This window comes from Streptomyces sp. NPDC088766 (genome assembly GCF_044750845.1).
Classification (GTDB): Bacteria; Actinomycetota; Actinomycetes; order Streptomycetales; family Streptomycetaceae; genus Streptomyces.
The window spans coordinates 212,834-237,439 of sequence record NZ_JBIVKQ010000008.1 but is presented as its reverse complement, the minus strand read 5'-3'; the positions used below and the strand labels follow the sequence as shown (position 1 = coordinate 237,439).

At 72.1% G+C, this 24,606-nt stretch carries 21 protein-coding genes and 2 pseudogenes; 12 read left to right on the top strand and 11 right to left on the bottom strand.

The genetic code is table 11. The features are described from left to right. Positions 1-63 precede the first annotated feature (63 nt). Positions 64-684 (bottom strand): TetR/AcrR family transcriptional regulator, encoded by a 621-nt coding sequence (locus ACIP5W_RS14280; protein WP_401471809.1) that lies wholly within the window; start codon positions 682-684, stop codon positions 64-66. A gap of 427 nt (positions 685-1,111) precedes the next feature. Further along, positions 1,112-2,533, bottom strand: coding sequence for a pre-peptidase C-terminal domain-containing protein (locus tag ACIP5W_RS14275; RefSeq protein WP_401471806.1), 1,422 nt, complete (start codon positions 2,531-2,533; stop codon positions 1,112-1,114). A gap of 294 nt (positions 2,534-2,827) precedes the next feature. Between ACIP5W_RS14275 and ACIP5W_RS14270 the strand changes: the two genes are divergently transcribed. The 6 genes from ACIP5W_RS14270 to ACIP5W_RS14245 all read left to right on the top strand — a co-directional run bounded on the left by ACIP5W_RS14270 (position 2,828) and on the right by ACIP5W_RS14245 (position 9,365). Beyond that, positions 2,828-3,775 carry an ABC transporter substrate-binding protein gene (locus ACIP5W_RS14270; protein WP_401471803.1) on the top strand — a complete coding sequence of 316 codons (948 nt, stop codon included), beginning with the start codon at positions 2,828-2,830 and terminating at the stop codon, positions 3,773-3,775. Next, positions 3,775-4,746, top strand: a complete 972-nt coding sequence (locus ACIP5W_RS14265) for an amino acid ABC transporter permease (protein ID WP_401471800.1) — start codon at positions 3,775-3,777, stop codon at positions 4,744-4,746. The genes ACIP5W_RS14270 and ACIP5W_RS14265 overlap by 1 nt, the downstream gene beginning before the upstream one ends. Before the next feature lie 8 nt (positions 4,747-4,754). Beyond that, the gene (locus tag ACIP5W_RS14260) at positions 4,755-5,507 is read left to right on the top strand and encodes an amino acid ABC transporter ATP-binding protein (RefSeq protein WP_401471949.1); all 753 of its coding nucleotides are present in this window, start codon (positions 4,755-4,757) and stop codon (positions 5,505-5,507) included. Next, positions 5,504-6,745 (top strand): M20/M25/M40 family metallo-hydrolase, encoded by a 1,242-nt coding sequence (locus tag ACIP5W_RS14255; protein WP_401471797.1) that lies wholly within the window; start codon positions 5,504-5,506, stop codon positions 6,743-6,745. The genes ACIP5W_RS14260 and ACIP5W_RS14255 overlap by 4 nt, the downstream gene beginning before the upstream one ends. Positions 6,746-6,887: 142 nt before the next feature. Then, complete coding sequence (locus ACIP5W_RS14250) at positions 6,888-8,183, top strand: cyanophycinase (protein WP_401471794.1); 1,296 nt, start codon at positions 6,888-6,890, stop codon at positions 8,181-8,183. Between the two features lie 318 nt (positions 8,184-8,501). Next, the gene (locus ACIP5W_RS14245) at positions 8,502-9,365 is read left to right on the top strand and encodes a MurR/RpiR family transcriptional regulator (RefSeq protein ID WP_401471791.1); all 864 of its coding nucleotides are present in this window, start codon (positions 8,502-8,504) and stop codon (positions 9,363-9,365) included. A gap of 49 nt (positions 9,366-9,414) precedes the next feature. Here ACIP5W_RS14245 and ACIP5W_RS14240 read toward each other — a convergent pair whose 3' ends face one another. The 3 genes and pseudogenes from ACIP5W_RS14240 to ACIP5W_RS14230 form a co-directional block, all read right to left on the bottom strand. Next, positions 9,415-10,353 carry a hypothetical protein gene (locus ACIP5W_RS14240; protein ID WP_401471788.1) on the bottom strand — a complete coding sequence of 313 codons (939 nt, stop codon included), beginning with the start codon at positions 10,351-10,353 and terminating at the stop codon, positions 9,415-9,417. Between the two features lie 234 nt (positions 10,354-10,587). Beyond that, positions 10,588-10,883 (bottom strand): annotated as a pseudogene (locus ACIP5W_RS14235) (VOC family protein); the annotation flags it as partial. 109 nt (positions 10,884-10,992) lie between these two features. After that, positions 10,993-12,333: a hypothetical protein gene (locus ACIP5W_RS14230; protein ID WP_401471785.1), complete on the bottom strand. Its 1,341-nt coding sequence runs from the start codon at positions 12,331-12,333 to the stop codon at positions 10,993-10,995. Positions 12,334-12,487: 154 nt separating this feature from the next. On the opposite strand from ACIP5W_RS14230, the gene ACIP5W_RS14225 reads away from it, so the two are divergent. Next, a complete protein-coding gene (locus ACIP5W_RS14225; RefSeq protein ID WP_401471782.1) occupies positions 12,488-12,931 on the top strand; it encodes a DUF6325 family protein in 444 nt (147 codons plus the stop codon). A gap of 40 nt (positions 12,932-12,971) precedes the next feature. Continuing rightward, positions 12,972-13,256 carry an SHOCT domain-containing protein gene (locus ACIP5W_RS14220; protein ID WP_401471779.1) on the top strand — a complete coding sequence of 95 codons (285 nt, stop codon included), beginning with the start codon at positions 12,972-12,974 and terminating at the stop codon, positions 13,254-13,256. A 116-nt stretch (positions 13,257-13,372) separates the two neighbouring features. On the opposite strand, the gene ACIP5W_RS14215 is transcribed toward ACIP5W_RS14220, so the two are convergent. Together ACIP5W_RS14215 and ACIP5W_RS14210 are read right to left on the bottom strand one after the other, a co-directional pair. Then, on the bottom strand, positions 13,373-14,056 hold the full coding sequence (locus tag ACIP5W_RS14215) for an ABC transporter ATP-binding protein (RefSeq protein WP_401471776.1): 684 nt from the start codon (positions 14,054-14,056) through the stop codon (positions 13,373-13,375). Continuing rightward, positions 14,053-15,147, bottom strand: a complete 1,095-nt coding sequence (locus ACIP5W_RS14210) for an ABC transporter permease (RefSeq protein WP_401471773.1) — start codon at positions 15,145-15,147, stop codon at positions 14,053-14,055. Before ACIP5W_RS14210 ends, ACIP5W_RS14215 begins: the two co-directional genes overlap by 4 nt. Before the next feature lie 172 nt (positions 15,148-15,319). Here ACIP5W_RS14210 and ACIP5W_RS14205 point away from each other — a divergent pair, with 172 nt between their 5' ends. After that, entirely contained in the window at positions 15,320-16,546 is a 1,227-nt protein-coding gene (locus ACIP5W_RS14205) for a sensor histidine kinase (protein WP_401471770.1), read from the top strand. Beyond that, complete coding sequence (locus ACIP5W_RS14200; RefSeq protein ID WP_401471767.1) at positions 16,543-17,178, top strand: response regulator; 636 nt, start codon at positions 16,543-16,545, stop codon at positions 17,176-17,178. The genes ACIP5W_RS14205 and ACIP5W_RS14200 overlap by 4 nt, the downstream gene beginning before the upstream one ends. A gap of 285 nt (positions 17,179-17,463) precedes the next feature. Here ACIP5W_RS14200 and pntB read toward each other — a convergent pair whose 3' ends face one another. The 3 genes from pntB to ACIP5W_RS14185 all read right to left on the bottom strand — a co-directional run bounded on the left by pntB (position 17,464) and on the right by ACIP5W_RS14185 (position 20,956). After that, positions 17,464-18,930, bottom strand: coding sequence for a Re/Si-specific NAD(P)(+) transhydrogenase subunit beta (gene pntB, locus ACIP5W_RS14195; RefSeq protein WP_401471764.1), 1,467 nt, complete (start codon positions 18,928-18,930; stop codon positions 17,464-17,466). A gap of 6 nt (positions 18,931-18,936) precedes the next feature. Further along, entirely contained in the window at positions 18,937-20,493 is a 1,557-nt protein-coding gene (locus ACIP5W_RS14190) for a Re/Si-specific NAD(P)(+) transhydrogenase subunit alpha (protein WP_401471761.1), read from the bottom strand. Positions 20,494-20,782: 289 nt separating this feature from the next. Then, positions 20,783-20,956: a hypothetical protein gene (locus ACIP5W_RS14185; RefSeq protein WP_401471758.1), complete on the bottom strand. Its 174-nt coding sequence runs from the start codon at positions 20,954-20,956 to the stop codon at positions 20,783-20,785. Positions 20,957-21,308: 352 nt separating this feature from the next. Between ACIP5W_RS14185 and ACIP5W_RS14180 the strand changes: the two are divergent. Further along, positions 21,309-21,659, top strand: a pseudogene (locus tag ACIP5W_RS14180) (dienelactone hydrolase family protein); the annotation flags it as partial. Positions 21,660-21,777: 118 nt separating this feature from the next. On the opposite strand, the gene ACIP5W_RS14175 reads toward ACIP5W_RS14180, so the two are convergent. Next, the gene (locus ACIP5W_RS14175) at positions 21,778-22,758 is read right to left on the bottom strand and encodes a hypothetical protein (protein ID WP_401471946.1); all 981 of its coding nucleotides are present in this window, start codon (positions 22,756-22,758) and stop codon (positions 21,778-21,780) included. Positions 22,759-24,027: 1,269 nt separating this feature from the next. Between ACIP5W_RS14175 and ACIP5W_RS14170 the strand changes: the two genes are divergently transcribed. Then, entirely contained in the window at positions 24,028-24,603 is a 576-nt protein-coding gene (locus ACIP5W_RS14170; protein ID WP_401471755.1) for a DUF5994 family protein, read from the top strand. Positions 24,604-24,606 lie beyond the last annotated feature (3 nt).

Genomic DNA, 24,606 nt, shown 5'->3' with positions numbered 1-24,606 from the left:
CCGACCACTGACAATGCGGGGCGTCGTGTCAATGTTCTGACGCCCCGTCACAAGGGTTTTCGATCAGGTGACGTTGGGGCAGGTGACGTGCGGCGAGGGGACATGCGGGAGGTCGGGGGGGGCCGACGGCCGTCCGAGCGCGCCCAGCGCGGCGGCGGTGATGACCTCGGCGGCCTCGCCGAGGGTTCCGGTGCCGGGCGGCAGGACGATGTGGGACAGGGCCAGGCGAACGGTGACGTCGGCCGCCTGGTCCGCCCGCGCCGCGTCGATGTGCGGGAACCGGGCCCGGCACCATGACCGCACCAGTCGCTGCGCCCCGGTGACGACGGGGTCCGAGCGGGTCGTCAGGTAGGGGAGCAGGGAATCCGTGCCCTCACGGGCCGCCCTGACCGCCGCGGCGATCAGGGGGTTCTGCGCCGCCTCCCGCAGGGCGAACAGGACCGCGGCCGCCAGGATCTCCGGCGGATCACCCGCCGGCTGCCGAAGCGCCCGGTCCACGCCGTGGAGGAAGCGCTCCGCCTCACGGTGGACCAGTGCCAGGCTCAGTCCCTCGCGGTTGCCGAACGCCTTGTAGATGGACGGCCGCGACACCTCCGCGCGTGCCGCCACCTCGGCCAGGCTCACGGCGTCCCAGCCCTTCTCCACCGCCATGACGCGGGCCGCGTTCAGCACGTCCTCCCGCATCTTCCTGCGCCACGACTCACGTGGGGGAAGAACCGCTGCGGGGTCGTCCGCTCCCCCGGAGAGTGTTCCTTGCGGATCTTGCGGATCTTGCGGCCCTTGTGGTTCCTGCTCCACCTTGTGCCTCCTCACGCCGTGACGCCTCGATGCCGTTGCGCGCCGGGCACCCGCCGCGGTCCCGGCGCGCTCCGGGAGGGGAGCCCGTGCGGTCGCGTCCACGGACGGTCGCATCCGCGGACGGTCGGACGATGATGCCGGGAGGAACCGCTCCTGACGAAGCCTCAGAACGTTGACAACGGGTCACCCTGTGCCCCCGGCGACCCGTCTGGGAACCTGGCTCCCGGCGGGCGGCGGCCCGTGCGCCGCCCGCCGACCCCCCTGCCGTCCGTGCCGTCGCCCGTCCGGCAGGCACTCGGTGTCCCCTCGCGCCTCAGGACTGCCGCAGCGTGCAGCCGTAGGCCGCCTCGCCGGAACCGCTGTAGGCCTCGAAGTCCACGTAGTAGGTGCCGGTGCCGGAGGCGGTACGGGTGAACGTGACGGCCTCGTCGCTGCCGCTGCCGTCGTTGACGGACCGCTGGAGGGTGCGGCCGTCCGCGTCCAGCAGGTACAGGTCGGCGTCGTAGGCGGAGGGGGTGTCGCAGTGGACGGCCGCCGTCCCTCCGGATGCAAGGGTGATGCGGTAGTGGTCCCGGTCGGAGGAGCTGTGCAGGGTGCCGGCGAGGGTGGCCGGCCAGACCAGGGCGGTGGCGTCGTCGGCGCTGGTGCGGGAGTCGTTGGGTTCGCTCTCGTTCAGCGTGGTCGCACCGGGGGCGCAGTTCTCGGGCGTGCCGTTGTAGAGGTTCGCGTCGGCGACTCCCCGGGTGACGCTGCGGCGGTAGTAGCCGCATGTGGGGCGATCGGCGAAGTCGTACGTCGTGCCCGGCGCGAGTCTCCAGATCTTGTAGCCGGAATACGTCAACGGCTTTCCCGGAGCGGCCTGTTCGGGCTGGTGGTCGCCGAGGACGACGTAGGCGTTGCCTCCGTACTGGGTCCCCAGGCCGTTCTTGTCGATGAAGAGGGAGGCCTTCTCGTCGACGCCGACGCCCCAGGCCCGTCCGCCGGGGGCCAGACCGTCCTTGACGGCCCGGGCCACGAAGGCCATGGTGCGGCCCATGCGGTCGCGGGCGCTGAAATGGGAGTCGTTGACGACGCCCGCGTAGTGCGGCCACTCGAACATGCCGGTGGTGAACGTGAGGGCCGGGTCGTAGGGGTCGGCCAGGGCTTCGGCGGTCGTGACGCTGCCGGCGCAGGCGTCGTAGACGACGGGGCTGTTGATGTGGTGGCCCGCGCTGCCGCCGCCCGCACCGCCCGCCTTCGCGACGACGGATTCGACGGACGCCTCGAGTGCGGTGCCCTTCCAGCCGGCGTACCGGCACTGGTCGCCACCGGCGAAGAACACGAACTCCGCGTTGCGGATGTCGGTGTTGACGGCGGCACCGTCGGCGTCCGCGGCGGAGGTGAGCGTCCAGGTGGTGCAGGAGTTGACCCCGGCCAGTTCCATGACCGTGTCGCACTCGGGCGTCCTGCTGCCGGAGGAGGGGGCCGAGCCGGCGAGGACGACGACGTCGAGTGTGCCGGTGTCGCCGCGGATCGTGTCGATCGCCCGGGCCATGGAGGCGGCGACGACCGAGCCGTCACCGTTCATGGTGAACGCCGGGCCGCTCCATCGGGTGCGGCTGACGTCTGCCGTGCTGCCCAGCCGGATCCGGTCGGCCGCGGCCTCCGCGGGCGCGGTGGAGACGAGAGTGCCGGCGAGGGAGAGGAGCGCGACGGTCACCGCGCTCGCGGGACGGCGTGGGAAGCGGCGGGGCATGGGGCCTCCAGGGTCGAGGGGGAGGGCGAGCGGTGGGGACCACTCGTGCTAGCGGAAGGTACAGATGGCGGAGTCCGGCGTGAAGATGTATCGCGGAATCATCCGCCCATGAACGCGTGAGCGCGATCGAAAACCGCCTCAACATGGCCATAAAGGTCGATCGAGCGCACCCGTTCTCCGCGTTACCTCAACGTAACGCTTGATACATCTAGCCAAACAAGGCGGCCATCTGTAATTTCCGGGGTGCGGTCGACGGGTTCAGCGTCGGCCAAGGCATCCGAGAGGTCCGAACTCATGAACGCTCGTACCGTCCGCCGTCTGGCGGCCGCCGCCGCGGTGAGCACCGCCCTGTCCGCCCTGACCGCCTGCTCGGGCGGTGACGACACCGCACCGGCCGCGAACAGCGAGGTCGCCGTCGCAGGCGTGAAGATCGACGAGGACGGCGCACTGCACGACGCGCTTCCCGAGGAGATCAAGAAGTCGGGCACCGTCAAGGTGGCCACCGACGTGCCGTACCCGCCCTTCGAGATGTACCTCGAGGAGCGCGGGAGCCGGCTCACCGGACTCGACTACGACCTCGGGCAGGCGCTGGGCGCGAAGCTCGGTGTGCGCTTCGAGTTCACCCCGCAGAAGTTCGACGGGATCGTGCCCGCCATCCAGGCCGGCAAGTTCCACGTGGCGATGTCGGCGATCACGGACAACAAGGAGCGGCAGAAGGTGGTCGACTTCGTCGACTACTCGCAGTCCGGCTCCGGCATCCTCGTCGCCGAGGGCAACCCCGGGAAGGTCGCCACCCTCGACGACCTCTGCGGACGCAAGGTGGCCGTGCAGACCGCCACCAACCAGCTCGACCTGCTCAAGTCCCACCAGTCGGCGTGCCGGAAGGCCGGCAGGGGCAGCATCGACATCCAGACCTATCCCAAGGACTCCGACGCCCAGCTGGCCCTGCGTTCCGGGAAAGCCGTCGCGCAGTTGCTGACCAAACCGGCGGCCGGCTGGACGGCCAAGACGGCCGACGGGGGCAAGGCGTTCGACCTCGTCGAGGACCCCGCGGCGCCCGGCGGGTACAACGCCTCCCCCAACGGCATAGTCGTCAGCAAGCGCCTGCCCGAGCTGAGGGACGCGATACAGAAGGCGCTGCAGGCCCTCATCGACGACGGCACCCTGACCAAGATCTACGACAAGTACGGTGTCGCCTCCATCGCGGTCCAGGAAGCCACCAAGAACGCGGCGGTGGACTGATGAGGACCGAAGCGAAGACACCCGCCGAAGCCGCCGCGCCCGCGTCGGCCGGCCGGCGGGCGGGAGAACTCCGGGTCGTCCCGGTGCGCCACTACGGCCGCTGGGCCGCCGCCGTGGCGGCCCTGGCCGGGCTCATCGGACTCGTCGGATCACTCGCGAGGAACGACAACCTGCGCTGGGACATCGTCGGGGACTACCTTTTCGCCGACCTGATCTTCGACGGACTGTTCACGACCGTGTGGCTCACCGTGGCCGCCATGGCCCTCGGGCTGGCCCTCGGCACCCTGATCGCGGTGATGCGCCTGTCCCCCAGCCCCGTCCTGTACGGCCTGGCCACCTTCTTCGTGTGGATCTTCCGTGGCACACCGCTGCTCGTGCAGATCATCTTCTGGGGCTATGCGGCGGCGCTGTACCAGTACGTGATGATCGGCGTCCCGTTCACCGACATCACCTTCTTCAAGGCCGACACCAACAGCCTGCTGACGCCCGCCGTCGCGGCCCTCCTCGCCCTCGGGCTCAACGAGGCCGCCTACGCCTCGGAGATCGTGCGCGCCGGCATCCAGTCGGTCGACCCCGGCCAGACGGAGGCCGCGCACTCACTGGGCATGCGCCCGGCGCTGACCATGCGCCGCATCGTGCTGCCGCAGGCGATGCGCGTCATCATCCCGCCGATGGGCAACGAGACCATCAACATGCTGAAGATGACCGCCCTGGTGTCGGTGATCTCGGCGCACGACCTCATGTCGAACATCCAGGACGTGTACGCCCAGAACTACCAGGTCATCCCCATGCTCGTCGTCGCGAGCCTGTGGTACCTCGCCCTGGTGACCGTGCTCGGCGTCCCCCAGGCGTACCTGGAGCGCCGCTACGGCCGCGGCACCACCCGCGCCGGGCTCGTGTCACCCCTGCGGCGCATGCTCGGCGCCGCCGCACACCCCAGCCGCACGAAGGACGAGGAGGCGGGCCGGTGAGCGCCCCCATGGTGCACGCGGAGGGCGTGCGCAAGCACTACGGCAGGCTCGAGGTCCTCAAGGGGATCGACCTCACCGTCCGGCGCGGCAGCGTCTGCTGCCTCCTGGGGCCCTCCGGCTCCGGGAAGTCCACCTTCCTGCGCTGCATCAACCACCTGGAGAAGATCGACGGCGGCCGGCTCACGGTCGACGGCGAGCCGGTCGGTCACCGCCGGCGGGGCGACGCACTGCACGAACTGCGCGAACGGGAGGTCGCCGAGCGGCGGCGCAACATCGGCATGGTCTTCCAGCGCTTCAACCTGTTCCCGCACATGAACGCGCTGGAGAACATCACCGAGGCACCCGTGCGGGTGGCGGGCGTGAACCGGGCGCAGGCCCGCGAGGAGGCGCACGGCCTGCTGGAGCGGGTCGGCCTCGCCGACCGCGCCGGGCACTACCCGGCACAGCTGTCCGGCGGGCAGCAGCAGCGCGTCGCCATCGCCCGGGCACTGGCCATGAAGCCCAAGCTGATGCTGTTCGACGAACCGACCTCGGCCCTCGACCCCGAACTCGTCGGAGACGTCCTGGACGTGATGCGGCAACTGGCGCACGACGGCATCACCATGGTCGTGGTCACCCACGAGATCGGCTTCGCCCGCGAGGTGGGCGACACCGCGGTGTTCATGGACGAAGGGGTGATCGTCGAGTCCGGCGACCCGCGGCAGGTCCTGGTCGAACCGGAGCAGGAACGCACCCGCGCCTTCCTGTCCAAGGTCCTGTGAGCGCCCCCTCGCGGCAGCGGCCCCGCCCCGCCGAACTGCTCGACACCGCCCTGGGCCGGCAGGCGCGTTACCTGCACGACCTCGCCGAACTCGTCGGCATCGACTCCGGCTCCTACAGCCCCGAGGGCGTGAACAAGGTCGCCGACTGGGTACAGGCCCGCCTGGAGGAACTCGCCTTCACCGTCGAGCGGATCTCCCCGCTCCCGCCGGACGACGCCGCTCCGGGCACGTACCACCGCACCGGTGACGTGCTGGTCGCCCGCAGGCCGGGACGGCTCGCCGAGGCCGACGGCGGGCGCCGGATCCTGCTGGCGGCCCACATGGACACCGTCTTCGAGGAGGGCACCGCCGCCGAACGGCCCTTCACCCTCGACGGGACGCTCGCCCGCGGCCCCGGCGTCAGCGACGACAAGGGCGGACTCCTGGCCGGCCTGGCCGCCCTGGACGTCCTGCGCCGGCACGGCGTCGAGGAGTACGCCGAACTGGTCTTCCTCGCCACCCCCGACGAGGAGATCGGGGCACCGCACAGCCGGCCGGCCACCGAAGCCGTCGCCCGCGGCGTCCACTACGCGCTCGGCCTGGAGTGCGCACGGGAGAACGGCGACCTGGTGATCGCGCGCAAGGGAGTCGCCGACTTCCGCCTCGTCGTCACCGGCCGGGCCGCCCACGCCGGCATCGAACCCGAACGCGGTGCCAACGCGGCCCTCGCCGCGGCCCACCTCGTCGTCGCCCTGCAGGCGCTCAACGGCCACGGGGACGACGTCACGGTCAACGTCGGAGTGGTCCGGGCCGGCAGCCGCGCCAACATCGTCTGCCCGCAGGCGACCCTGCGCCTGGAGGTGCGTGCGGCGACCGCCGCCGGGATGCGCCGCGCCCGGCGCGCCATCGAAGCGGCCGCCGCCCGCCCGGCGGTCCCGGGCACCACCGTGACCGTGGAACAACTGGACCACTGCCCTCCGATGGAGGAGACCGCCGCGTCGCGCCGCATGCTCGCCGCGGCCGGGAATGCGGCCGCCGCCCTCGGCCTGCCCCTGGGCGCGGCAGCGACCGGAGGCGTCGGCGACGCCAACCTCATCGCCGGCGTGGGCGTCCCCGTCCTCGACGGCCTCGGTCCCGTCGGAGGCGCCGACCACACCCCGCAGGAATGGCTGGACACCGCCACCGTGGCACAGCGCGTCGCGCTGCTCGCCTCGCTGATCACCACGCTGGGTGCGGGAGACCACGCCGACGGAGCATGACCTTTCTCCCACCACTCCTCCACCGCCCGCGGACACGGCCCCTCCACCGCCCGCGGACCGCCCCCGGACCTGCCCGGCGGCCCCGGTACGCGCCCCGCGGGAGAGCAGAACGTCCCCGACCACACCCCTCCCAGGAGCGACCATGCCCCTTCACGCGAGACCCGCACGGCGTACCGTCCTCGTCGGCGCCGCAGCCCTGGCCCTGACTCTCACCGCCGGCCCGGCGGTCCGGGCCGACACACAGCACCAGGCCCGGACGCAGACCGGATCCCTCGTTCTGGTCGGCGGCGCACTCGACGAGGACAACACCGCGGTGTACCGGGAGATCGTCCAGCGGGCCGGCGGCGCCCGTGCGCGCATCGGCGTCCTGACGGCGGGCTCGGTGCCCGCCAGCCAGGACCCGCACGCGGACGACCCGGACCGCTGCGCCAACTCGGCCTGCAACGGCGCCTACTACGCCGCACTGTTCGAACGGCACGGAGCGGCCGACGCCCAGTGGATCCCCGTCGACCTCGACCACATCGACAACGCCGACTCCGACGCCGTGGTCGAGCAGGTCGACTCGATGACCGGCTTCTTCTTCGGAGGGGGAGACCAGTACCGGTACGTCACCACCCTGCTGCACGGCAAGCCGCACACCGACTCCAAGGTGCTCGCCGCCATCCGCGCCAAGCTGGCCGGCGGCGCGGTCGTCGCCGGAACGTCGGCGGGAGCGCAGATCGCCTCCGGACCCGACATGGTCACGGGAGGCGACTCGTACCGTGCCCTGCGCGACGGCACCGCGCCCGGCTACTTCGACGACCCCACCCGCCTGGGACACCTCCCCGAGGGCGGATTCGGTTTCCTGCGTTCCGGCCTGCTCGACACCCACACCGGTGCCTACGGGCGGGAGGGCCGGGCCGTACGCCTGGCCGCCGACACCGGTCACGACCGCGTCTACGCGCTCCAGGAGAACAGTGCGCTGGTCGTCGACCACCCGGGAACGCCCCACGAGACCATGACCGTCCTCGGTCCCAACGGCGTGGGCGTCCTCGACCTGCGCGACGCCCGCGCCCGCACCACACCGGCCGGATGGAACCTGACGGGAACCAGGTACACCCACCTCTCCGACGGCGACCGCTACGACGCACGCCGCTGGACCGTTCGGCCCGCCCCCTCGAAGCGACGCCTGATCCCGGCGGACACGGCCCCCGTGCCCGCCGACACCGACGTGTTCCACTCGGCGGACAACCCCGCCGGCGTCCCGTACGCGTTCCTGGAAACCGCCCGCGCCCTCGCCGCCCACCGCGTCCAACGGACCGCCACCGCCACCACCTTCGAGAGCGGCCCCCGCTTCACCGTCACCTTCGCCAGACGTCACGGTTTCTCCGCCTGGACGAACGACGGCACCAGCGCACAGACCCTGATCGGCCTGCGCGTCGACATCACCGCGGGCTGACCCCGCATCGCGGCCGGCAGTGCCGCCGCTCACCCGGAGGCAGCCCGTCCCCGTGGGCCCACGCGCACCAAGCCCTGTCGTCGCCTTCCCGCCGTCCGCCCAAAGAACGGCCCCTGAGGCGTCAGGCGCGTGCTCCGGGGATGCCCCCCCACCACCGGCCGAAGGCTGGGGGGCCGGGTCCTGGTCCTCGTACTGGACGTACTCGGGTCAGGGCCGGGTGCGGCGAGAAGGCGTGCACGGCGCCGCGGGGCAGGCGGGAAGGTGACGACAGGGCCTAGGCTCAGTGCCGGCGCAACCCAAGATCGGAAAGGAACCGTCATGGCCTCCGGCACGCTCGCCGACGACATCCGCCTCAAGCTGGGCACCCTCAGCCCGGCCGAACGGAAGGTCGCCCGGGTGCTCCTGGCCGCCTACCCCGCCGCCGGCTTCGAGACCGTCGCCACCATCGCCGAACGGGCCGCCGTCAGCGCCCCCACGGTTCTGCGCTTCGTCGCCCGCCTCGGCTACCACGGTTTCCCCGAGTTCCAGGCCGCCCTGCGCGCCGAGCTCGACCAGCGCAACGCCTCACCCCTGTCGCTGTACGAGGAGACCGACGGCCCCGGCGGCGACGACTCGGCCGCGGGTCTCATGGCCCGGGCCGGCAAGGTGTTCTCGACCGCGGTGACGCAGACCCTGGCGGAGACGCCGCCGCACGACCTCCAGCGCGCCGTCGCGCTGCTGTCCGACCGCAAACGCCGCATCACCCTGGCCGGCGGACGCTTCACCCACTTCTTCGCCCAGTACCTCGGCCTCCACCTGATGCAACTGCGTGACGACGTCCACTTCCTGCCCGAACGCGACGTCGAACGCACCGCCGCCCTCTCTCGCCTCGCCCGCCGTGACGTCCTCGTCGTCTTCGACTACCGCCGCTACGAGGAGGACAAGGTGGCCTTCGCCCAGCTCACCGAGGAACGCGGCGGCAGGGTCGTCGTCTTCACCGACACCTGGCTCTCCCCCACCAGCGCCCACGCCGAGGTGGTTCTCCCGAGCCAGGTCACCAGCCTCTCCCCCTACGACAGCCTCGTGCCCACCCTCGCCGTCATCGAGACGGTGATCGCCGGCCTCGTGACAGCTCTCGGCGACGAAGGACACCTCCACATGCAGCACGGCGAGGACATCGCCCGCCGTATCGGCCTGCTCTGACCGGCACGCCCGGCGGCCCGCCTCCGCCCCGCCCGCGCGAGCGCCGACATCAGCCGCGAGCACCTGCCGTCAGCAAGGTGACCGTGCCCGTGGCGGCACACTGCCCGCCCGACGTCACGACGAACCGTGCGGCACCCCGTTCCGCCGCCACGTCGACGACCGCTCCCCGGCTCGCCACAGGGCCGTGCAGTCGCACGGCGAGACCGACCACGGCCGCAGCCGTCGCCCCCCGGTACAGCAGCGTCGCCTGCCGTCCGGATTCCAGTACCGCCAGCAGCGGCAGTACGTCGGGACGCCCGGGGAGCAGCACGGGGTGACCGGGGTCGCGAGGGAGGATCACCAGGCGGCCCTGCGGAGCACGGGCGAGCATGACGTCCGCTTCGGCCGCCGCCCCCAACGCGGCCGACGAAGGATGCAGCAGCCCCGCCGGGGTCAGGTCGCCCGGTGACGGGCCGGGGCCCGGCGGGCGGCCCACCGCCATGGTGCAGGTCCCGAATCGTGTCTGCGCGTGGAGGAACTCGGCCGTCAGACGGTATCCGGCGAGGCCGCCGCCGCGCAGCTGGAGATCGCTGACGGTGACCCGCACGGCCACGTCGGTGGCACCGCCGCGCTCGACCGGCCAGGTCCGCGGGTCCAGGCCGAGGCACACCGCGAGGGGGCGAAGTGGAGCGGTATGCGCCTTCGGCAGGTACCGCAGTTGGACGGCGGCAGCGAGCTGGCGGGTCGACTCGGCCATGATGACCGGGTGGTGCGTCACGGCGAGCCGGCGCTCGTTGAGCGCGTGCCACCGCGGCCACTGGCAGCGCGCTTCGAAGAAGCGGCTGCCCCCTCGGCGCAGTGACGCGACCAGCAGTGCGGACATCGAGTCCACGCCGACCTCGGCGTACGTCGGCGGATCACCGGACGGCGGCCGCGCCGCGGGGCCCGGGTCCCCTTGCCCGTTCAGCGGGTCCGAAGCCGGAGTCGGCTGCGTCGTCACCATGCGCATCAGCCTCTCCTCGGCCGGAACGGGGCGGGACGCCGCTCGGCGCCGTCGAACGGCCGGCGGCGAGCGGCCGCCACTCGTACTTCGTGCCCGGGCGGCCCGGCGGATGCGGGCGCCGCCGGCGACCACGGGCGCGTCATGCCCCCGCGTCGGACGACGCCCGCCTCGGCGTCCGGACGCGGGGAGAGGACTCCTTCCGCCTCATCGTGTCAGCCTTCGTGAGGCTCCGCGTCAGGACGGGGCGAGGACGCAGGACTCGTGGCCCTGCGGGCCGGCGGGCACTGGCCACGGCACCTCGCCCTGACCCACGTCGGCGGGCGTCGCACCGGGATCCCCCGGACGCACGGCGCACTCCGCCTGACGGGCCGCGGAGCTGGTGGCGGGATCGAGGTGCAGACGAGGCCGCCACCGGGTCCGGCCCAGCCGGTCACGCGGGGGCCGTAGGCGCCGCGGCCGAGCGCCTCCGCCCAGAACCGGCCGACCGCCGGGCCGTCAACGGCCTTGATGTTCACCTGAACAGGTCTCGGTGCCATGCCGACGATCCTGTGGACCCGATCGCCGCACACTCGGGGATCCGCTCCGCGCAGGGGACATCAGCGACGCCCTCGACGTATCCCCGCAGGGGGAACCCGGCGAGCCGGGTCACAGGGCGGTGGCCCGGCCCCCGGAGCCGGTGGAGGGGTCGGTGTGGTCGTGGTCCAGGAACTCGCGGATCGCGAAGCCCACCAGTGTGATCACCGCCGTCCACACCACGACCGCCGTGGTCGGGTAGCTCCAGGTGAACAGGACGACGGCCGCGATCACCAGGATGGCCACCCCGATCCAGCGCTTGAAACGGTGGACGAACCGCCCGACCGCACCGAGACGCAGCCCCGCCGAGGTCGCCACGCCGCGCAGGGCGCCGATGCTCTTTTGGCAGCCGGTCCGCGTGAGGACGGCGATCCGGGACGGCCCGGACAGGAAGGCGCCGGCGGCGGTGAAGAGGGCGACCGCGGCGAGCGCCCGGATGCCGGCCCGCAGGAATCTGACCAGCGCGTCGTACACGGATCCCGCGGCGGCCTGGGACACGTCGGGTGGCAGACGGTCGAGGTAGACGTCCCGGGTCACGGTGAGGGCGATGCCGAGAACCAGCATGGCCACGAACACCGCCAGCCCGGCCCCGATCAGCGCGTGCCGGCGGTTGAACGCCACGTACACCCCGGCGGCGGCGACCAGCAGGGCGATGAGCGGCAGCCAGCTGCCGAGGATCTCCAGCACGCGCACATAGGTCCTGACCTCGCCGATGTCCTGCGACGCGAACACCACGAAGTCGGTGTGGACGTCCGGGATCTTCGCGGCGGGCGAGAAGCCGGCGTCGACCAGCCGGCCCTTGACCTCGGCGACGATCGGTCCCAGGTCGATGACGACCTGGTCGTTCTTCAGCTTGACCGGTCCGTCGGCCTGCCCTGTCAGGGCCTTGTCCAGTGCCGAGTGTGCCCTGCGGTTGGCGTTCACCCAGACGGTCTCGAAGGCACTGCTGGTGACCACCCGCTCCACCGTGCTGCTGACCAGTTGCTTGAGCCCGTTCTCGATCGGGCCGTCCAGATCGCCCAGCAACCGGGTCAACCGCGGTGGGACCCCCTGCTGCCCGGCCGCGTCCGTGAGCTGTTCGACCAGCGCGTCCACGTCGACCTGTGCCAGCACCGCGTCGGTGACCCGGTTGGTGACCGCCTTCTGCACATCGGGATCGCTCGCCAGCGGCCCGACGGTGGCGACGTAACGGTCCGTGTCCTGCACGATGCTGTTCGCCCACACCGCCACGACGGACAGCAGCGACAGCAGTGCCGCGAGGAGGATCAGCAGGGCCGAGCCGAGCGAGCGCAGCGGATGGTGCCGGTGGCCCCCCGCAGGCCCGGCGGCTTCCAGAGCCCTGACCCGGCGGCGCAGCTCGCCCAGTTCGTCGCGCTCCCCTGCCGAGGGCTGTTCGCCACCGCTGTCGCTCATGGCCACCAGCAGATCCGTCCGGCGCGGAACGTGCGACCTGGGCGAACCGGGCGGGTGAACGGCGTACCGAGGTGCGGGGCCGGTTGGGCGATGCTGCAATGGGGGCGGGGCGGGCGCCCGGGGGGAGTGAGCCGCACACCTCGGAGAGGACGCCATGAGCGACGATTTCGAAGAAGTGGGACCCATCGACTACCTGGTCGTCGAGTTCCCCGGGAACCGCATGACCGGCGAGGGTTTGCCTCTCCTGGTCGACCTGGTGGACCGCGGCGTCATCCGGGTCCTGGACCTGACGTTCGTCAGGAAGGACGACGACGGTTCCGTGACCGCGATGGAGATCGCCGACCTCACCGGCGACGGCGAACTCGACCTGGCCGTCTTCGAGGGCGCGTCCTCGGGGCTGCTGGGCCAGGACGACATCGAGGAGGCGGCCACCGCGCTGGAACCCGGCTGTTCGGCCGGCATCCTGGTCTACGAGAACGTGTGGGCCGCGCCCTTCGCCGCCGCCCTGCGCCGCGGCGGAGCCAGGTTGGTCGCCTCCGGGCGCGTCCCCGTCCAGGCCCTCGTCGCCTCCCTCGACGAGACCGAAACCGCTCACTGACCGCCCGTCGAGGTCCCTGACGCGCAGAAGGGAACCAGTCATGCCAGGACTCATCCGCGGGGTCGCCCGTACCGCCGTCGTCGCCGGAACGGCGACCGCCGTGTCGAACCGCGTGTCCCGACGCCAGCAGGGGCGATGGGCGGCCCAGCAGGGGGACGGGACGACGCCCCCGCCGCCGGCCCACGCCGAACCGCCGGCGGAACCACCGGCGACCGACATGACGAGCAAGATCGAACAGCTGAAGCAGCTCGGCGACCTCAAGGCCCAAGGGGTGCTCACGGAGACCGAGTTCGAGGAGCAGAAGCGCAGGATCCTGGCATCGTGAGGCGGACCTCGCACTCACGGAGCCCTCGCAACGGCGCGGCATGACGCGTGTCCGCCGTGTCGGCGTCCTTGCCGGTACGCGTCGCCCGGACGTGCGTCGATGTCCTCCTCCTCGGCTCAGCGGGCCGCAGCGGGGAGGGTGAGCCTTCCGTCGTGCACTTCGGCGATCCGGTCGACCGAGGTGAGGTGCGCGGGGTCGTGGGTGACCAGGACGGTGGCGGTGGCCCGCTGGTGGGTGAGGCGGGTGATGAGGTCGATGACGGCGGCGCCGCGTTCGTGGTCGAGGGCGCTGGTGGGTTCGTCGACCAGCAGGACGGTGGGATCGTTCATGAGGGCGCGGGCGATGTTGACGCGCTGGCGCTGGCCGCCGGAGAGCTGGTGGGGGCGTCGGCGGGCCTGGTCGGCCAGGCCCACCGCGGCAAGGAGTTCCATGGCCCGGTCCCGGGCGGTGCGGGGCTTGCGGCCGTCGATCCGGGCGATGACCTGGAGTTGTTCGACGGCGGTGAGCGAGGGGATCAGGTGGGGCTGCTGGAAGACGATGCCGATCCTGCGGCGGCGCAGGTGGGCGAGTTCGCCGCGGCTCAGGCCGGTGGTGGGGGTGCCGTCGATGGTGACGGTGCCGGCGTCGGGCGTGATGAGGGTGGCGGCGACGGCCAGGAGGCTGGACTTGCCGGAGCCGGAAGGGCCGACCACGGCGGTCAGGCTGCCCTGGGGTACCTCCAGGCCGACCCGGTCGAGAGCGGTCAGCCGGGTGTCGCCGTCGGCGTAGGTGAGGGTGATGTCGGTCAGGTCGAGGCTCATCGGGCGCTCCCCAGGGCGGTCAGCGGGTCGACGGAGGTGATGCGCTGGATGGACAGCGCGGCCCCGAGCGCGCCGAGGAGGATCATCACGGCGGCCGGGAGGAGGACGGTGGCGGGGCTGAGGAGGAACGGCACGGCCGATCCGGCGACGAGTGCCCCCAGGGCGGCGGCGAGGCCGGTGCCGAGCAGGGTGCCGCCTGCGAGCAGGACGACGGCCTGGCCGAGGGCGTCCTTGAGGAGGTCTGCGGTCGAGGCGCCCAGGGCCTTGAGGACGGCGACGTCGCCGCTGCGCTGGATCGTCCACACGGTGAAGAAGGCGCCGATGACGAGGGCGGAGATGGCGAACAGGAAGCCGCGCATCAGCTGCAGGGAACCGTTCTCGGAGGTGTAGGAGCCGATCGCGGACAGGGAACCGTCGAGGGAGACGGTCCTGGTGCCGGCCTGCTTGTCCGTGGCCGCCACATCGGCCCGGGAGTCGGTGGTCAGGGCGATGACGGTGGCGGTGGCGGTCGGGCCGTCACCGGCTCCGGTGGGCGGCGCGGTCCGCCGCCAGGTGTCCAGGCTGGTCCAGATCACCGGGGTGTGGCTGAAGTGGGCGTCGCCCTGCACGGCGGCCACCCTCAGCTGCCGGCCGGCCAGGGTGAGCGGGTCGCCGGCCTCGACGCCGAGGTCGTCGGCGGCCGTGGTGGACAGCACCACCGACTCGTCGTCGATCCTGCCGCTCGCCGGGGCGAGGCGGGAACCGCGCTGGACGCCGAATGCGGAAACACCGGTGCTCCTGTCTCCGGCGGTGGCCTTGGTGGTGGTGATCCCCAACGGTTCGGCGCTCTCGACTCCGGGCGCCTCGGACCACTGCCGCCACTGCTGCTCGGTGACGGTGGAGTCGGAGTACGACAGGTCCTGCCCGCCGGTGGGAGCCTGGAAGGCGATCCTGTCGGCGGGCAGAGACGTGATCGCGGAGGTGTTCTGCCGGCTCAGCCCGGCGGTCAGCCCGGACAACAGTCCGACCAGCAGGGTGATCAGTACGATGACGGTCCCCATCAGGGCGAAGCGTCCCTTGGCGAACTTGAGGTCTCTCCAGGCGACAAACACGGTTGTTGCCGGTCCTTTCCCACAGCGGAAGCGGTACGCCCCCACCGTCGCCGTAGACCCCTTGCGCGCGCCTCCGGCGCAGGACCGCACTTCACGGGCCGAAAGACGGCACGCGGTTTGTACCTTTCGACGGAGGCCGCCGGGAGCTCGTCTTCGTAGCCTGGGAGGCACTGTGAACATCGCTGCCCCCGTCCCCACCTCGACCCCGACCCCGACCACCCGGGCGCTGGCCTGGTGCCTGCACCTGCTGATCATCTGCCTGCTCGCCCTGGCCGCCGGCCGGGCCCTCACCTCCGGCCGGCCTCATGCCGGGGTGATCGTCGCCGCGGCCGCGGCATGCGGCCTGGTGTACGCCGCCGGGCCGCTGCTGCCCCGCATCCGCTCCGCCCGGCCCGCCGCCGCCTGGTGGCTGGCCGCCGTGGGCACGGTGTGGCTGGTGCTGCTGGCCCTGTCCCCCGACGCCGTGTGGGTGGCGTTCCCGCTGTACTTCCTCCAGCTTCACCTGCTGCCGCGCCGCGCCGGGCTCGCCGCCGTGGCCGCCACCGCGGCGGCGGCCATCACCGGCTACGCCGCCCATCAGCACTCCTTCAGCCCCGCCACGGCCATCGGCCCCGCGCTCGGCGCCGCCGTCGCCGTCGCGGTGGTGCGGGGGTACCAGGCCCTGTACCGGGAGAGTGAACAGCGCAGGCGCCTGATCGAGGAGCTCACCGCCACCCGCGCCGACCTGGCCCGGGTCCAGCACACCGCGGGGGTGCTGGCCGAACGCGAACGCCTGGCCCGCGAGATCCACGACACCCTCGCGCAGGGCCTTTCCAGCATCCAGCTCCTGCTCCGCGCCGCCGAACGGGCTCTCCCCCACGCACCGCAGAACGCGGCCCACTACGTCGAGCAGGCACGGCAGGCCGCCGTCGACGACCTCGCCGAGGCCCGCCGCTTCGTCGCCGCCCTCAGCCCGCCCGCCCTGGAGAGCACCACCCTGGCCGGCGCCCTGGAACGCCTGTGCGCCACCACCGGCACCCGGCACCGGCTCACCGCACGCTTCCACCTCACCGGCACCCCGGTGCCGCTTGGGACCGCGCATGAGGTCGCGCTGCTGCGCATCGCCCAGTCCGCCCTGGCGAACACCGTCCGGCACGCCGGGGCCACCGCCGTCGACGTCACGCTCAGTCATGCCGGCGAAGAGGTCGTCCTTGCCGTGGTCGACGACGGACGCGGCTTCGACCCCGCCCGTCCGCCCGGACCCGCCCCTGAGGGTGGTGGGTTCGGCCTGGCCGCCATGCGGGCCCGCGCCCAGGCGCTCGGAGGTACCCTCAGCGTCGAATCCGCCCCCGGCCACGGCACCGCCCTGGCCGTCCGGCTGCCCCTCGTCCCGCCCTCCGACCCCGAGGCCCGCCCGTGACCGACCACCCCATCCGCCTGCTCGTGGCCGACGACCACCCCGTGGTCCGGGCCGGGCTGCGGGCCGTACTGCAGACCGAGGACGGCATCGACGTGGTGGCCGAGGCCGCCACCGCCGAGGAGGCCGTCGCCCGCGCCGCCCGGGGCGACATCGACGTCGTCCTCATGGACCTCCAGTTCGGCAAGGGAATGAACGGCGCCGAGGCCACCGCCCGGATCACGGCCCTGACGGACGGCCCCCGCGTACTGGTCGTCACCACCTACGACACCGACGCCGACACCCTCCCCGCCATCGAGGCCGGTGCCACCGGCTACCTCCTCAAGGACGCCCCGCCCGAGGACCTGGCCGCCGCCGTGCGCACCGCCGCGGCGGGGCGCACCATACTGGCGCCCACCGTCGCGGACCGGCTGATGCACCGGCTGCGCACCCCCGGCACCGCCCTGACCCGGCGCGAGACGGAAGTTCTCACCCTGGTCGCCGGGGGCCTGTCCAACCAGGCCATCGGCGCACGCCTCCACCTGAGCGAAGGAACCGTCAAGTCCCACCTGGCACGTGTCTACGCCAAGCTCGACGTCGACTCCCGCACCGCCGCCGTCGCCGTCGCCACGGAACTCGGTCTGATCCGCCGCTGACCGGGAGCTCACCCCAGTCCCCCACCGGCCGGCCCTCCGGCCGGGCGCCGGCCGGCTGTCGTGGCGGATCTCCGTGCGCCGGGCCGCTCCTGTCGCACTTCCCGGTGGGCCGGCCTGCGCCCCGCGACGACCGGTGGCCGGTACGAGGTGCGGGCCGGCTTCCACGGACAAGGTGGCCCACGCCCACCCGGCCGTGCGCGAAGTCCGGCCGGTCAGGAACGGCGAAGGTGGGCGTCGGCAGCCGTCGGCATCTCGTCTGGGGCGGCGTCGGCGGAGTCCGGCCTGTCAGTGGCCGGCCGCCGTCGTCCGGCGTGTGGCCGGGGGCGCGTCGCGTCGGCCGTCGGTGCCGAGCGCGCGCAGGATCTCCTCCACGCTCTGTTTGGCGTCGCCGAAGAGCATGCTGCTGTTCTCACGGAAGAAGAGCGGGTTCTGCACGCCCGCGTAGCCGGAGGCCATGGAGCGCTTGAAGACGACGACCTGCTCGGCTTCCCAGACCCGCAGCACCGGCATGCCGGCGATCGGGCTGCTCGGGTCGTCGGTCGCGGCGGGGTTGACGGTGTCGTTGGCGCCGATGACCAGGACGACCGAAGTGGCGGTGAAGTCGTCGTTGATCTCGTCCATCTCCAGGACGATGTCGTACGGCACCTTCGCCTCGGCCAGCAGTACGTTCATGTGCCCGGGCAGGCGCCCGGCGACGGGATGGACGCCGAAACGGACCTCGACGCCGCGCTCGCGCAGGTGCCGCGTCAGCTCCGCGACCGGGTGCTGGGCCTGGGCGACGGCCATGCCGTATCCGGGCGTGATGATCACTGACCCGGCCCGGGCCAGCATCTCGGCCGCCTCCACGGCCCGCACCTCGCGGTGCTCGCCGTGGTCCTTCTCGCCGCCGGACGGCGCCTCGATGCCGAAGCCACCCGCGATGACGGAGAGGAACGAGCGGTTCATCGCCTTGCACATGATGTACGACAGGTAGGCACCGGAGGAGCCCACCAGCGCGCCCGTGACGATGAGCAGGTTGTTGTCGAGCAGGAAGCCGGCCGCGGCCGCCGCCCAGCCCGAGTAGCTGTTCAGCATGGAGACGACGACCGGCATGTCGCCGCCGCCGATCGAGGCCACCAGGTGCCAGCCGAGCGCCAGCGCCAGCGCGGTCACCGCGATCATCAGGGGCAGGTTCGGGCTGATCGTGAACCAGACGGTCAGCCCGACGAACGCCGCGAGCGCGCCGATGTTCAGCGCGTTCTTTCCCGGCAGCATCAGGGGACTGGACTTGATGCGCGCCGAGAGCTTCAGGAACGCGACGATCGAGCCGGTGAACGTGACCGCGCCGATGAAGACCCCGATGAGCACCTCGGCGTGGTGGATGCCGAGCAGGTCGGCGCCGATACGGGTCTGCGCCGCGCCGTGGGACTCCACTTCCAGGTAGCTGTTCCAGCCCACCAGCACCGCGGCGAGCCCGACGAAGCTGTGCAGGACAGCGATCAGTTCGGGCATCTGCGTCATCTCGACGCGGCGGGCCCGCCACAGGCCCGCCGCCGCGCCGAGTGCCATCGCCAGAACGATCAGCGCGACCGCTCCGGCGGTGATGCTCTGCGCCGCCACGACCACGGTGGCGACCAGGGCGAGGGCCATGCCGGCGATGCCGTAGACGACGCCGGCGCGGGAGGTGCGGTGCTGGGACAGGCCGGCCAGGCTGAGGATGAACAGCAGGGCGGCGACCAGGTCGGCAGCGTGTGATGCCGTCAGGGATGTCATCTCGGCTCAGCCTTTCGAGAACATGGACAGCATGCGGCGGGTGACGGCGAAGCCTCCGAAGATGTTGACGCTCGTCAGCAGGACGGCCACGAAGGACAGCGTGGTGACGATCCGGCTTTCGTGCCCGATCTGCAGCAGGGCGCCGATCACGACGATCCCGGAGATCGCGTTGGTCACCGACATCAGCGGGGTGTGCAGCGCGTGGTGCACCTTGCCGATGACGTAGTAGCCGATGACCACCGCCAGCGCGAACACGGTGAAGTTTCCGGCGAGTTGCGCGGGAGCGAAGGCCACCAGGAAGAACATCGCGAGCATCCCGAACCCGATCAGGCCGAAGCGCCGGGCGGGCGTCAGCCCCGGCTGCTTCGGTTCGGGTGCCTCGGGTGCGGCCGCGGGCTGCGCGGCGGGCGCGGCCGAGACCGCGACGGGCGGCGGCGGCCAGGTGACGTCACCGGCGCGCACCACGGTCACCGCCCGCTGTACGACGTCGTCGAAGTCGATCGACAGCTGCCCGTCGTTGCCGGGAGTGAGCAGCTTCATCAGGTTCACCAGGTTGGTGCCGAACATCTGCGAAGCCTGGGCCGGGAGCCGGGAGGCCAGGTCGGTGTAGCCGATGATGGTGACGCCGTTGTCGGTCACCACCGTCCGCCCCGGCACGGTGCCCTCGACGTTGCCGCCCATCGCGGCGGCCATGTCGACGATGACGCTGCCCGGCTTCATGACGGCCACGTCCTCGGCCGTCAGCAGGCGCGGTGCCGGCCGGCCGGGGATCAGGGCGGTGGTGATCACGATGTCCACGTCCTTGGCCTGCTCGTGGTAGAGCTCGGCGGCGGCGCGGTCGTAGTCGGCGGAGGTCGCCCTGGCGTAGCCGTCGGTGCTCGCCTCCTGGGCCGCTTCCACCGGCAGGTACTCGCCGCCCAGCGACTTCACCTGGTCCGTGACCTCCGGCCGCGGGTCGGTGGCGCGCACGATCGCGCCGAGGCTGGAGGCGGCGCCGATCGCCGCGAGTCCGGCCACGCCGGCGCCGGCCACCAGCACCTTCGCCGGCGGCACCTTGCCCGCCGCGGTGACCTGGCCGGTGAAGAACCGTCCGAAGACGTGCGCGGCCTCGACGACCGCGCGGTAGCCGGCGATGTTGGCCATCGAGGACAGCACGTCCATCGACTGGGCCCGCGAGATGCGCGGCACCGCGTCCAGCGCCAGGGCGGTCACCCCGGCGTCGGCGAGCGCCTGGAGCAGTTCGGGGTTCTGCGCCGGGCTCAGCAGGGCGACCACGGTCGCGCCCCTTCGCAGCCGGCGGATCTCCGTGTCGGAGGGGGCGTTCACCTTGAGGACGACATCCGCGTCCCAGGCCTCGCCGATCCCCGCGCCGGCGTCGGCGTACGCCTGGTCGGTGAAGCCGGAGGCCTCACCGGCCCCGGACTCGACGACGACCTCGTAGCCGAGACCCAGCAGCAGTCGCACCGTTGCCGGGGTCGCCGCGATCCGCGTTTCCCCGGAGACGGACTCGGCCACCACGCCGATACGCCGGGGAGGATGCTGTGAGCGTTCTTGAGCAGACATGTCCTGTATCTCTCATCAGATGAGGGTGCGGAAGGGAAATCTGCGCTCGGGGCGGTGAGGACGTCCTCCCCCGTGATCGCTGGAACCTACCCGTCAGACGGTCACGGGCCAACGTGGACGGACGGTGACGTGCTTCACCTTGCGGTAACGGCCGAGAGAGAACGCAGAGGGAGCTCTGACTCGGCGGCGGACGACTGCCGGCGTACGCCCTTGTGCATCCGGTCGACACGCACGGCAGGTGCGGACTGTTCCGTCCGGTCAGCAGGCAGGTGCGGACGGAACCGTCCGGTCAGCCGGCAGCGGTGGCGACCGCGAGGCCGAAGCCGATCCGTGCGACGCCGGTGGCCCGCCCGAGCGCTCGGCGAATCCGCGGCTTGTCGAGGACGGGCCCGGCGTCGGCCAGCAGGAGTACGTGGCCGCCCAGCCAGGTGAGGGTGGCGTGGAGAAGCGCGAGGAGCGTCATGGACCGGGCGGCGGGCAGCCCGGACGGGGGCAGCGCGGGCAGCCGTCCGGTGGGGAAGACGGCGATCTTCGGGTTGAGGACGTTGCTGACCGGGCCGGTCCGTCAGGGGCTCCCGCCGGTGGCGGGTCGGTCGGCTGTCCGGACGGCCGGTGCCGGGCGGCGGTTCTGCCACAACGTCTGTACGCACCGGAACCCAGGCAGCCCGCGCCCGGGAGTTCGACGGCCGGACGGACCGTGGCCGTCCTCACGGCCGTGAGGACGGCCACGGTCTCAGTGACCGGTGGTCGCGTGCGGGTTGGCTGGGGCCTTCCGTGCCCGGCAGGACGATCCACGATCACCCAGAACGGCCCGAGGCCACTGCACAGGCGGCCTCCGGCGATGCGCACCGCTGAGGCCCACCCCGGCCAGGTGGCCGCTGTCGCCGGATTCCACGGCCCCGTGGGCGCCGCCGGGCCCGACGGCCTGCACCGCCTCACCGTCGAGGTCCGTCCGGGCCACGCCGAAACCGGACATGGCGCCCGAGGCCCTCGGCGAGCTCAGCCGGGCCCTGGATTCCGCGGGTGTCAGCCACACCTCCGAGATCTGCCCCGGCACCGTCCACGGTTTCACCGCTTCCGACACCGACGCCCTCAGCCCCGCCGCACTGCAGCGCCACCGGGAGCGCCCGCTGCCCCTCCGCGGCCGCACCCCGGCCGACGGCTGAGGCTCCGGCCCGGAAACCAGGCCCGAAGTCAACGTCTCCGGAGTCCTGGCGATTTTCGTCGAGACGGCTCGGCGCGGCGCGTCTGCAACGCCCCTCGTCCGCCCGACGCGAGGCGTGCCTACGCCGCGTCCTCGAGGAAGGCCTCCTCGTCCATCATCGCGGCGCCGAACCCGCCCAGGACCTCGTCGATGCTCAGCTCGGTGGCGCCGGCCGGGGCCGTGGGCGTCTGACCCTCGCTCATCCGCACCACCAGGCCCAGCTTCTTCACCTTCGCGTTCTCGGCCAGCTTGGCGAGGTCGACGGACACCTGGGTCAGCTCGCCGTTCCTGAGTGTGAAGTCAGCCGTGACCTTGGTGTCAGGGGCGTCCTTGAGGTCCTTGTCCGTGGGCAGTTCCATGCCCGGCGGCAGGTTCTTCGCGAGCGGACGGATCTCGCCGAGGAACTCCGTGAGCAGCGTACGGAACGGAGCGGTGGCGGTGATGTGCTCGGAACCGTCCTTGTCGCCGGCTGTCTTGAAGTCGACCTCGCGGGCGATGGTCTTGCGCAGCGCCTCCAGCAGGTGCTTCTGCGTCTTGGCGTCGAGGGTGGGCTGCGGCGCGGGCTCCGCACCGGGCTCCGCTCCCATCTCGGCGGTGGTCTCCTCCATCTCCTTGGTGTTGATCTTGACCCACTCGCCCTCAAGCACCTTCTCGAGCCCGCTCGCCTCCGGGGGCAGGTCCTTCACCGACGGTACGGGGAAGCCCATCGCCTTGCCGAGCGTGTTCACGTCGGAGCGGATGTAGGTGTAGTCGCCGACGACCCGGTACTCGGTGAGGTCGCCGTCCTTGTTGCTGATCTTCAGGGCCATGCCGACGTAGTCCTTCTCCCCGGACTCCTCGATCGGCTTCCTCGACTGCACAGTGACGCTGATCTTCGCACCACTGAACAGCTCAGCGACCTCGTCGGGCAGTTCCTCACCGGGCTCCGGGTCCGACGAGGCGTCCAGCGCCTTCAGACTCCGGGCGTCGGTGTCGAGATCGAGCTCGAAGGAGATCGTCTTCTGCGCGGCGAGCTTCTCGAAGGCCTGGTCGAGCTTCCTCCCGGCGGAGAGCTGCTCCACGGTGCCGCAGGCGGCCGAACCTGCCAGGACGGCGCCGACAACTGCGGCGCCGGTCAGGGTCTTACGTATGGCGGTGATGATGGTCTCCTCGTCAGTGCGATCATCACGTGATCGCTGACGAAGACTCATGACGCCGCCGAATGGTTGTGTTTGGCGTGAGCGACGTCGACCGGGCGGTCCGTTCCCACCGGTACCGAAACGGGCAGGAGCCGCTCCGGGGCCCGTCGGAACCGGAGGACTCCTTGCTGTTGGCCATCTGGTACCTCGGGGTGTCCCCGGCCCCGAAAAGGTGGGAGAAGGCGCTCGGTGGAACGCCAGGAATCGGCTCCCCCTGTGGGCGGGTGTGTCGATGCGGGGTCCGGGGCCGGATCGGCCGGCATGCGAATCCGTAGAGGCAGAGCCACTCGCCGACCGCGACCGGCCCGGCACCTGGGGCACCGACGGGGAACGGGAGCCGATGGCCGGTATCCGGTGTCCGGCGCGTTCGGTGAGCGGATGCTCCCGCCGGCCGTACATGCAGCCCGGCGCCGCGCGCTTCGTGGACGAGCCGGGCTCGTTCGGACTGGCCCGTCCCGGCGAGGTGGACCGGGCCGCCATCCGGACGGACGCGACCTCGGCCGCCCCTGCCGACGACCGCGGCAGGCGGTCGGTCCTGCTGTGCTCGCCGGGCCTGGGGGTCCCCGCGCGCCTGTCATCTCGACGGCCGTGGAACCGGCGAGCCGCGGCTGCACGGTGGTCATCGTGGACCACACCCGTGGGGCCACTCCGTCGGACGCCTCCGGCTGCCGCGCCAGGTGCTCGGGGACGAACCGCGGCTTTGGCGCGCGACGTGGAGGCGACGTGGTGGACGAACGCGCCGCGAGCCAGGCCGGACTCCCTCTCGGGAGCTCGTGGCCTCCAGGGCGTACCGGGTCTCAGCGCCTGGTGGATCACCTCCGGCAGGAGCAGCGGGGCGTCCGGGGGTGCCGGAGTCGGCCATGGCGGGTCCACCCGTCTGCGAGGTGAAGCCGTCACCTCGTCGCAGGTGGGACCGCTGCCGGTGCCCGGTCGGCGATGTGCGTGCGCCTGCCGTCGTTTCACGGTGCTTCCACGGCCCTCGCCTCTGCACTTCCGTCGGAAAATACCTGGTCAAGGCGGTCACACCACATCGAACAGATGTACAATGAAAGCACCGGGAGCACTTCGCACACCGGCTTTCACGCAGGTGTCGTTTCCGGCGATCACGGAAAACCGGGCTGCCGACGGGCAGCCCGGGGGCAGGTCCGCACCATGACCACCACCCTCGACCGGACCGCGCCGCGCGATCTCGCCCCAGAGCTCCCGGCACGCTTGTCCCTCACCCCGAAGACCACCCTCGCCGGCCAGCTCGACGGGGCTTGGTGGCCCTGTTCACGCAATCTCGAGGCGGAGCTTCCGCCGCTCGTGGCCGCACTCGACGACGTCTGGGGACGCATCACACGCGTCACCGTGAACCCCACCCGCTGGCCCGTCATCCCGCGCAAGGTGCCCGTGGCCGGGCACACCGTGCACGTGGGCTGGTTCACCGAACAGCACCCCGACAAGCTGATTCTGCTCTCCTACACCGTCGGCCGCTGGGACCTGCTGGTGATCCCGCCCGAGACGGAGCCCGCCGCCGCGGCCCGCTTGATGGCCGCCGCGACGATCCCCGGGAGCGTCCTCACCGCCGGAGCCCTGATGGCCGACGAGGCCGTGATCGGGCGCGGCATTGGCGACGCCCTGCGCCGGGAAGCAGGCTGGGAGAGCGAGGGCGGGGCCTGCATGTCCCCCTTCGGGTCCCCCATGGGCCGACGCGCCCTCCCGCTGCCCGGAAACACCCGGAGGTGAGTT

What these genes read in the sequence shown, in the direction of transcription:
- ACIP5W_RS14280 (WP_401471809.1), bottom strand. Translation starts at nt 684, where the DNA reads ATGCGGGAGGACGTGCTGAACGCGGCCCGCGTCATGGCGGTGGAGAAG.
- ACIP5W_RS14275 (WP_401471806.1), bottom strand. Translation starts at nt 2,533, where the DNA reads ATGCCCCGCCGCTTCCCACGCCGTCCCGCGAGCGCGGTGACCGTCGCG.
- ACIP5W_RS14270 (WP_401471803.1), top strand. Translation starts at nt 2,828, where the DNA reads ATGAACGCTCGTACCGTCCGCCGTCTGGCGGCCGCCGCCGCGGTGAGC.
- ACIP5W_RS14265 (WP_401471800.1), top strand. Translation starts at nt 3,775, where the DNA reads ATGAGGACCGAAGCGAAGACACCCGCCGAAGCCGCCGCGCCCGCGTCG.
- ACIP5W_RS14260 (WP_401471949.1), top strand. Translation starts at nt 4,755, where the DNA reads ATGGTGCACGCGGAGGGCGTGCGCAAGCACTACGGCAGGCTCGAGGTC.
- ACIP5W_RS14250 (WP_401471794.1), top strand. Translation starts at nt 6,888, where the DNA reads ATGCCCCTTCACGCGAGACCCGCACGGCGTACCGTCCTCGTCGGCGCC.
- ACIP5W_RS14245 (WP_401471791.1), top strand. Translation starts at nt 8,502, where the DNA reads ATGGCCTCCGGCACGCTCGCCGACGACATCCGCCTCAAGCTGGGCACC.
- ACIP5W_RS14240 (WP_401471788.1), bottom strand. Translation starts at nt 10,353, where the DNA reads ATGCGCATGGTGACGACGCAGCCGACTCCGGCTTCGGACCCGCTGAAC.
- ACIP5W_RS14230 (WP_401471785.1), bottom strand. Translation starts at nt 12,333, where the DNA reads ATGAGCGACAGCGGTGGCGAACAGCCCTCGGCAGGGGAGCGCGACGAA.
- ACIP5W_RS14225 (WP_401471782.1), top strand. Translation starts at nt 12,488, where the DNA reads ATGAGCGACGATTTCGAAGAAGTGGGACCCATCGACTACCTGGTCGTC.
- ACIP5W_RS14220 (WP_401471779.1), top strand. Translation starts at nt 12,972, where the DNA reads ATGCCAGGACTCATCCGCGGGGTCGCCCGTACCGCCGTCGTCGCCGGA.
- ACIP5W_RS14215 (WP_401471776.1), bottom strand. Translation starts at nt 14,056, where the DNA reads ATGAGCCTCGACCTGACCGACATCACCCTCACCTACGCCGACGGCGAC.
- pntB (WP_401471764.1), bottom strand. Translation starts at nt 18,930, where the DNA reads ATGACATCCCTGACGGCATCACACGCTGCCGACCTGGTCGCCGCCCTG.
- ACIP5W_RS14190 (WP_401471761.1), bottom strand. Translation starts at nt 20,493, where the DNA reads ATGTCTGCTCAAGAACGCTCACAGCATCCTCCCCGGCGTATCGGCGTG.
- ACIP5W_RS14185 (WP_401471758.1), bottom strand. Translation starts at nt 20,956, where the DNA reads ATGACGCTCCTCGCGCTTCTCCACGCCACCCTCACCTGGCTGGGCGGC.
- ACIP5W_RS14170 (WP_401471755.1), top strand. Translation starts at nt 24,028, where the DNA reads ATGACCACCACCCTCGACCGGACCGCGCCGCGCGATCTCGCCCCAGAG.